This window comes from Enterococcus sp. HMSC061C05, assembly GCF_001814765.1.
Lineage (GTDB): Bacteria > Bacillota > Bacilli > Lactobacillales > Enterococcaceae > Enterococcus_B > Enterococcus_B lactis.
This window is the reverse complement of record NZ_KV817748.1, coordinates 124,437-131,172: the sequence shown is the minus strand read 5'-3', so window position 1 is coordinate 131,172 and position 6,736 is coordinate 124,437. Positions and strand designations below refer to the sequence as shown.

6 protein-coding genes are annotated in these 6,736 nt (G+C 39.0%); 3 read left to right on the top strand and 3 right to left on the bottom strand.

The features are described 5' to 3' along the window. Nucleotides 1-170: 170 nt before the first annotated feature. On the bottom strand, nucleotides 171-1,118 hold the full coding sequence (locus tag HMPREF2988_RS08885; protein ID WP_002340968.1) for a glycosyltransferase family 2 protein: 948 nt from the start codon (nucleotides 1,116-1,118) through the stop codon (nucleotides 171-173). 245 nt (nucleotides 1,119-1,363) lie between these two features. Between HMPREF2988_RS08885 and HMPREF2988_RS08880 the strand changes: the two genes are divergently transcribed. After that, on the top strand, nucleotides 1,364-1,828 hold the full coding sequence (locus HMPREF2988_RS08880; protein ID WP_070770454.1) for a methylated-DNA--[protein]-cysteine S-methyltransferase: 465 nt from the start codon (nucleotides 1,364-1,366) through the stop codon (nucleotides 1,826-1,828). Between the two features lie 62 nt (nucleotides 1,829-1,890). Here HMPREF2988_RS08880 and HMPREF2988_RS08875 read toward each other — a convergent pair whose 3' ends face one another. Together HMPREF2988_RS08875 and HMPREF2988_RS08870 are read right to left on the bottom strand one after the other, a co-directional pair. Beyond that, nucleotides 1,891-2,934, bottom strand: a complete 1,044-nt coding sequence (locus HMPREF2988_RS08875; RefSeq protein WP_025477082.1) for a YeiH family protein — start codon at nucleotides 2,932-2,934, stop codon at nucleotides 1,891-1,893. 373 nt (nucleotides 2,935-3,307) lie between these two features. Further along, the gene (locus tag HMPREF2988_RS08870) at nucleotides 3,308-4,276 is read right to left on the bottom strand and encodes a TDT family transporter (protein ID WP_002344550.1); all 969 of its coding nucleotides are present in this window, start codon (nucleotides 4,274-4,276) and stop codon (nucleotides 3,308-3,310) included. A 232-nt stretch (nucleotides 4,277-4,508) separates the two neighbouring features. On the opposite strand from HMPREF2988_RS08870, the gene HMPREF2988_RS08865 reads away from it, so the two are divergent. Further along, the gene (locus tag HMPREF2988_RS08865) at nucleotides 4,509-5,351 is read left to right on the top strand and encodes a LysR family transcriptional regulator (RefSeq protein ID WP_002314564.1); all 843 of its coding nucleotides are present in this window, start codon (nucleotides 4,509-4,511) and stop codon (nucleotides 5,349-5,351) included. Nucleotides 5,352-5,544: 193 nt separating this feature from the next. Next, nucleotides 5,545-6,732, top strand: coding sequence for an FtsW/RodA/SpoVE family cell cycle protein (locus HMPREF2988_RS08855; protein ID WP_002312069.1), 1,188 nt, complete (start codon nucleotides 5,545-5,547; stop codon nucleotides 6,730-6,732). Nucleotides 6,733-6,736: the final 4 nt, after the last annotated feature.

Here is a 6,736-nt window from a genome sequence, read left to right as displayed (position 1 = left end):
AGTAATAAGAACAGCCAAGCAAAAACAGCTTATCATGTTTTTGAATTGGCTGGATTTATTACCGCAGATGCAAGCTTTTGAACACCGTTTGTTCAGAAAGAGGGACTGCGACAAGATTTTTGTCGCAGTCCCTCTTCATTTAAAAAAATGTTCACTTCATTTGACGTATATTATTGGTGAGGCTTCAATTCATTTGGCTTCACTTTTTCTGTTTCTCTAATAATATAAACAGGACGTTGTTTCGTTTCTAAGAAGATTTTTCCGATATATTTCCCGATGATTCCAAGACATAACAGTTGGATTCCGCCGATGAATAGGAAGATCGAGACCATGGAAGGCCATCCTGATGTAGGATCACCAAACAGCAATGCCCGCAAAATAATGAACAAGATCGCAATACCAGAACCGACACAAGACAAAGCGCCGATAAATGAAGCAATCGTCAATGGCGCATCGGAGAAGTTCACGATACCATCAATCGAGTAGTTGAACAATTTCCAGAAGGACCAAGATGTTTCACCAGCTACACGTTCGCGGTTTTCATAAGAAATATATTCTGTTTTGAATCCGACCCAACTGAATAATCCTTTTGAAAACCGGTTGTATTCTGTTAGTTCTAGGACAGCATCCACCATTTGTCGGGTCATCAAACGGAAATCACGAGCGCCATCGACCATTTCTGTATCGCTGATTTTATTGATCAACTGGTAGAATTTTTTCGCAAAGAAACTGCGGATTGCAGGCTCACCTTCACGAGTCGAACGCCGGGTGCCGACACAATCGATATCAGAAGTAGTGATTCGTTCAATCATCTCAGGAAGCAGTTCAGGCGGATCTTGCAAGTCAACATCCATAACAGTCACTAAATCTCCTGTAGAAGCTTGTAATCCTGCGTATAGAGCCGCTTCTTTCCCGAAATTTCTGGAAAATGAGACAAAGCGGACATAAGGATAAGCTGCAGCTAGCTTCTTGATTGCTGCTAACGTACCGTCTTTTGATCCATCGTCAATAAATAAATATTCGAACTCATGGGCACCTTTGAATTTTTCAACCTCATCAAAAAAAAGAGGAACCGTTTTTTCTTCATTGAAACATGGGACAACAATTGATACTTTCATCGTTTCTATCCTTTCAATCGTATGTTTATATATGGTTTACACTCAAAATTTAATAAACCTTAAATAACACCTTTTAAATTTGATTTTACGTAAAAGAACAGGTATTCTTTTGGTAAACTACCGTATTTAGTTTACCATGTTTCCTCGGTTTATCAAACTTTTAAGAACAATTTTTAGTAGTTGCCAAGTAGTTTCGGACAGAGAAAAAGGAGGAAGTTCCAGTCTGTTGACCAGGAGCAAACAAAATGAAAATACACACACCTATCGGCTTTTTATGGTTAGATGCAGATGAATCCGGGTTGACTGCTGTATCTTTTCAGCCAATTTCAGAAAGCGAATCAGCGAATCAGCAAATTTTAACGCGCACACAGGAACAGTTTGAAGAATATTTTGCGGGAAAAAGAAAAGAATTTGATGTTCCTTTATCTATAAAGAGAGGTACGCCTTTTCAGCAAAATGTCTGGAAAGCTTTGTCGACCATTCCTTATGGAGAAATCCGAACGTATAAAGAAGTAGCCGTTGCTGTCGATAGTCCGAAAGCTGTGCGAGCGATTGGACAGGCAAATCGAACCAATCCATTGCCAATCGTTATTCCTTGTCATCGAGTGATCGGGCAAAATGGAAAACTGACAGGATATATGGGAAACGCAACAGATGGAGTCGAAATCAAACGCCAATTGTTGCTATTAGAAGGGTATCTGCAAAATTAAAAAACAGTTGTGATTCGAACATTGTTCCATGCGAGAATCACAACTGTTTTTTCGTGTTTATTCTAAAGCTTAATCAGCCAAATAAATAGTAAAGCCATCACTGTTTGGAGAAGCCCAACAGCCAATCCGTAAGATAAGAAACGTGTACCTTCTTTCATGAATTTTGCAAAGTCTAAACGCAGCCCAATTGCCGCTAAAGCAGTGATCTCAAACCAGCTACTGATAAAATGTGCCGATTGGTCAATAACTACAGGTAAAGAAAACAAGCTGTTGACCAAACAAAAAATCACAAACCCTAATACATACCAAGGAAGCGGTAATTTTCGTTTTTTCTGCGTATCAGTCGGTGTTTCAAACAGAGCTGGTTGTTTCTTGTGCATGAATTTTTCAAACAAATAGACAACAACAACAAGCATCATGATACGTAGAATCTTAAACAACATGGCAAATTCGACAACAGAACTGTCAAGTAAACTTGCACCAGCGACTACTTGACCCACAGATTGGAGTGTGCCACCTAAAAGTGCGCTTTTTTCAATGAGATTTCCGCCGAATAGCTGTAATCCAAGAAAAGGGAGGGTCAACATCATCACAGTACCTAGTAGATTGACCAGTGTGATGATCTGTCCTTTTTCTTCCTCTTTTGCATGGATGGAAGGGGCGATCGAAGCAATAGCAGAAGAACCACAAACAGCGTTTCCTCCAGCCATCATCAAAGAAGAAGTATCGCTGAATTGCAGTTTCTTACCAATCAAGTAAGCACCGATGATAGTGACTGACATCTGTAGTAACACAAAAACAATTCCTTTTACACCAATTTGAGCAATCGTTTGAGCGGTGACAGTTGCACCTAGTAAAAAAACAGAGAATTCCAATAGTTTGCTTTCAGCGAATTTTGTGCCGATTGCTAGAACAGGCTGTTTAAAAAAAGTATTTCCTAATAAAATACCCAATAAAATAGCAATAGTCGCTCCACCTAACTGTGGTAGATAAATAGCAAGAAGCCGGCTGACGGCAGCGATGGCAAAAGAAAGCAGTAACCCGGGCAAAATCTCGCGGACCGCTGAATCCTTTACAGATTTTATTGGATGTGACAATGATTTCATTTGTTTGGTTCCTTTCGTCAATAAATACTAAAAGCATACTCGAACATAGTAGCACTAAACCAGTATTTTGACAAAAGAATAAGAGGTCGTGACAAAAGTCTTGTCACAACCTCTTGTTTCGAATAAACGGTGTTCAAAAGCCAGTTTCTCGGTATTAAGCCAAATTTATGCAAAAATGTGGAAAGCCATTTTCACAAAATTTTTCTTACTACTCGAAACTAAGCGGCTTTTTCACGACCTCTTGATAAACGGTGTTCCAGAAGTAGCTTCTTCGGAAATAAGCCGAAATGTTACAAAAATTTGAGAAGCAATTTTCGTAAATTCCTTCTTATTTCTTGAAGCTGAACACTTCTGTCACAGCCAATCGAATCAATTATGAAGGGATTTTTTTAGAAACAAATTTTCCATGTTTGCTATGTTCTTTAGTTAAGAAACGTACGTAATGAGCAAGCACGTAGAAGACAACTACACTTGCAAACAGACATTCCGCAATTTTTAAGAAATCTAATACGCTACTATAAATACCTAAACTGTTGAAGTAATGAACAGTAGTAAATAGAGCTGTTGCAGAGATAACAAGTGGGAATGTAAAGGCTGCGTAGCTTGGATAAAAACGAAGCTTGAACAAGCGTGGCAGCATAGACAGCACAACGAAATACAATACTTGAGATAAAACGAACAACGCTACGACAAGATAAAAGTTAGGTTCTGCAAAGTTTTTCAGGTAACCTGTCAGGCAAAGAGAACCAGGTGCTGCAACGATCGTAATCAGCGGACGTGTCGGATGAGCCATATTTCTTACGAAAAAGACGCGTTTGATGATGATTGGCAATAAGAACGCATAGCAGACCAATGAAATCCAAAAGAAGATTTTTCCAATAAGTGGGAAGAAGTTCCCAGCAGTTACAGTGATGACCCCAAACCCAACATAAATGATAAACCAGCTTGGATAAATTGCTTCAATAGAAAGATCAGCTTTGATGACATGGTGATAATTGAAATAAAAGACCAGTATCACTTGGAAAATAACTGCGCACAACCAAATGAATTTGACAATCGGTGCAATACTTTCATATGAAACAAAATAAGTACAAATAACCATGAGTGACATCGTAAAAGTTGGTGAAACGGAGGCGATGATCGGATCATGCAACGTTTGTTTCGTATGCTCAAATAAGATAAACAATTTAACAAAAATGAATATCATAAGAATCATTGAGATACCGCCAGTTAGATTGCCTAAAGCGACATGGTGATAGTCTTTAAACAGATTTCCAAGGGAAGCTAACCCAAGGATCAACCCGCAGATTGGGATCGGAATAATTTTCAAAAAGTTCTTCATATATATATTCTCCTTTTTATTTAATAGATTTTAGTACCAAGATGAACGAATACATTGTAAAATGAATAGGTCTGTATGATTACGAGCAAAGCAGACAGCTGATTGTCTTGTCTGAGTTACTAGTTGGATCAGCAACTGTTTTGTTGTACATTTCTATTATAGATGGTTTTTTGTATATTTAAATCAAATAGTTTTTATAGTAATTATCATAAAAAGTTATGGAAGTGGTGCCATGTTTAAGTTATTAACGACTTTTCGAGCAGTATATGAAACAAGAAATTTTTCTAGAGCAGCAGAAGTACTGTTTTTATCTCAGCCAGCCGTCTCGAATCAAATCAAACAATTAGAGCGGGAGTTGAATATTGATCTTTTTCAGCGTAATGGCAGAAAAGAGATGCTTCCAACTAAGCAAGCCGATTTATTATACGAGCGGACGCTGGTTTTATTAGAAGAATGGGAAGAGACCCAACAAAAATTGCTCAATGAACAAAATGAAGAAGAAGTCTGTCGGATCGTTGCTTCCCACACATTTGCTGTCTATCTTTTGCCTCAGTTGATGAAACATCTGATCAAAAGGTTTCCTAAAGTGCATTTTGAGATCGAGATCGCGAATTCACATGAATCATTAGAACAAGTAGCGAAACATGAATCCGATTTTGGTTTTATCGAAAAGCCATTAGAGACTTCCGGTGTACAAAGGTACTCTTTGATGGAAGACCAGCTAGTCATTGCTGGGGACCCAAAAAGTAAATTGTGGCTTGTAAGAGAAGCAAATTCTGGCGTTTTTCATTACACACAACGTTATTTTGAAGAAATGAACATCCAAGATAAGAAAATGATCGTGAAAAGCAATGATGTAATCGTTGCGTTGCTGAAGGAAGGCATCGGACGCTCGATTTTATCTAAGCGCTCTGTGCCAAAAGACGTGCCAATGATTCCGTTGAATTTCCATCGGTATTTTTATTTCATCCAACGAACCAATTTGGTTTCTGATCAGCTGTTAGAGATTGCTGAAGAGATCCTTCGATACAATGAAAGCACAGAAACTTCTCACAGCGAGGAGAATCTCAGCTGATAGATAATTGCATGTATCAAAAAAAGTTCTATGATACACTAAAGATAAGCAGTAGGCTTTTGCCTTTCGTTTGCTCAAGCAGCTGCACAAATGGAAAGTTAATTTTTCCCAAATGTCTGTGGAAAGACTTTCCATTATCTAACTGGACCGCTATAATAATCAGCAGTATGGTTTTTAAGAAAAGGGATGAAACATGGAAAAAAAATTAAAAGCTTCGAACGATAATCGTATTGATTATGGCGTGATTTTACCAGTCTTTCTGTTATGTTTGATTGGTCTGCTCTCATTATATGTAGCACTTAGCCATGATCCGAACAATCCAGCAGTCTTGAAAGGCGTAGGGATGCAAGTTGTCTGGTATTTAGTTGGGGCGGCAGCAATCGTCGTCATCATGCATTTGAATTCCAAATGGATTTGGAAACTGACTCCTTACCTTTATGGCTTGGGGTTAGTAGTAATGGGACTCTTACTTGAATTCTATGACAAGAATTTAGCCGATTCTACAGGTTCTAAAAACTGGTTCCGATTCGGTGCGTTCACTTTCCAGCCAGCAGAGCTAATGAAGATCGCGTATATCTTGATGATGGCGCTGATCGTGACCAAACATAATACGCAAGTAAAAGAACGGACGATGAAATCGGACTTTTGGCTGATTGGGAAGCTCTTGATCGTGACGATACCGGTATTAGCATTGATCATGGCTCAAGATGACTTTGGAACGATGCTCGTCTTCCTTGCCATCTTCGGCGGGATATTCTTGATGTCTGGGATCTCTTGGCGTATCATCGCCCCTGTAGTGATCTTGGCAGTAGTCGTTGGTGCAGGAACGATTTTCTTAGTGACGACTGAAGGCGGAAGAGACTTGCTTTACAAAGTTGGTTTCAAATCTTATCAATTTGCACGTATTGATTCATGGCTGGATCCTTTCCATGATACGTCTGGGATGAGTTATCAGCCGGCACAAGGACTTTTGGCAATCGGCACCGGTGGCTTGTTTGGTAAAGGATTCAATGTAAGCAATATTTATGTGCCTGTTCGTGAGTCCGATATGATTTTTACCGTTATCGGTGAAAACTTCGGCTTTATCGGTGGTGCATTCGTCATTTTCTTGTATTTTATTTTGATTTATCGTATGATTCGGGTGTGTTTCGATACGAATAATGAATTTTACGCCTATATCGCAAGCGGTTTGATCATGATGCTGCTGTTCCATGTCTTTGAGAACATTGGAGCAAACATCGGATTACTTCCTTTAACAGGGATCCCATTGCCTTTCATTAGCCAAGGAGGATCTTCGATTTTAGGGAACATGATCGGTATCGGGTTGATATTATCGATGAGATACCAAAATGAAGCACCTGCAAGATCTTCAAGGAGGTAAGAAA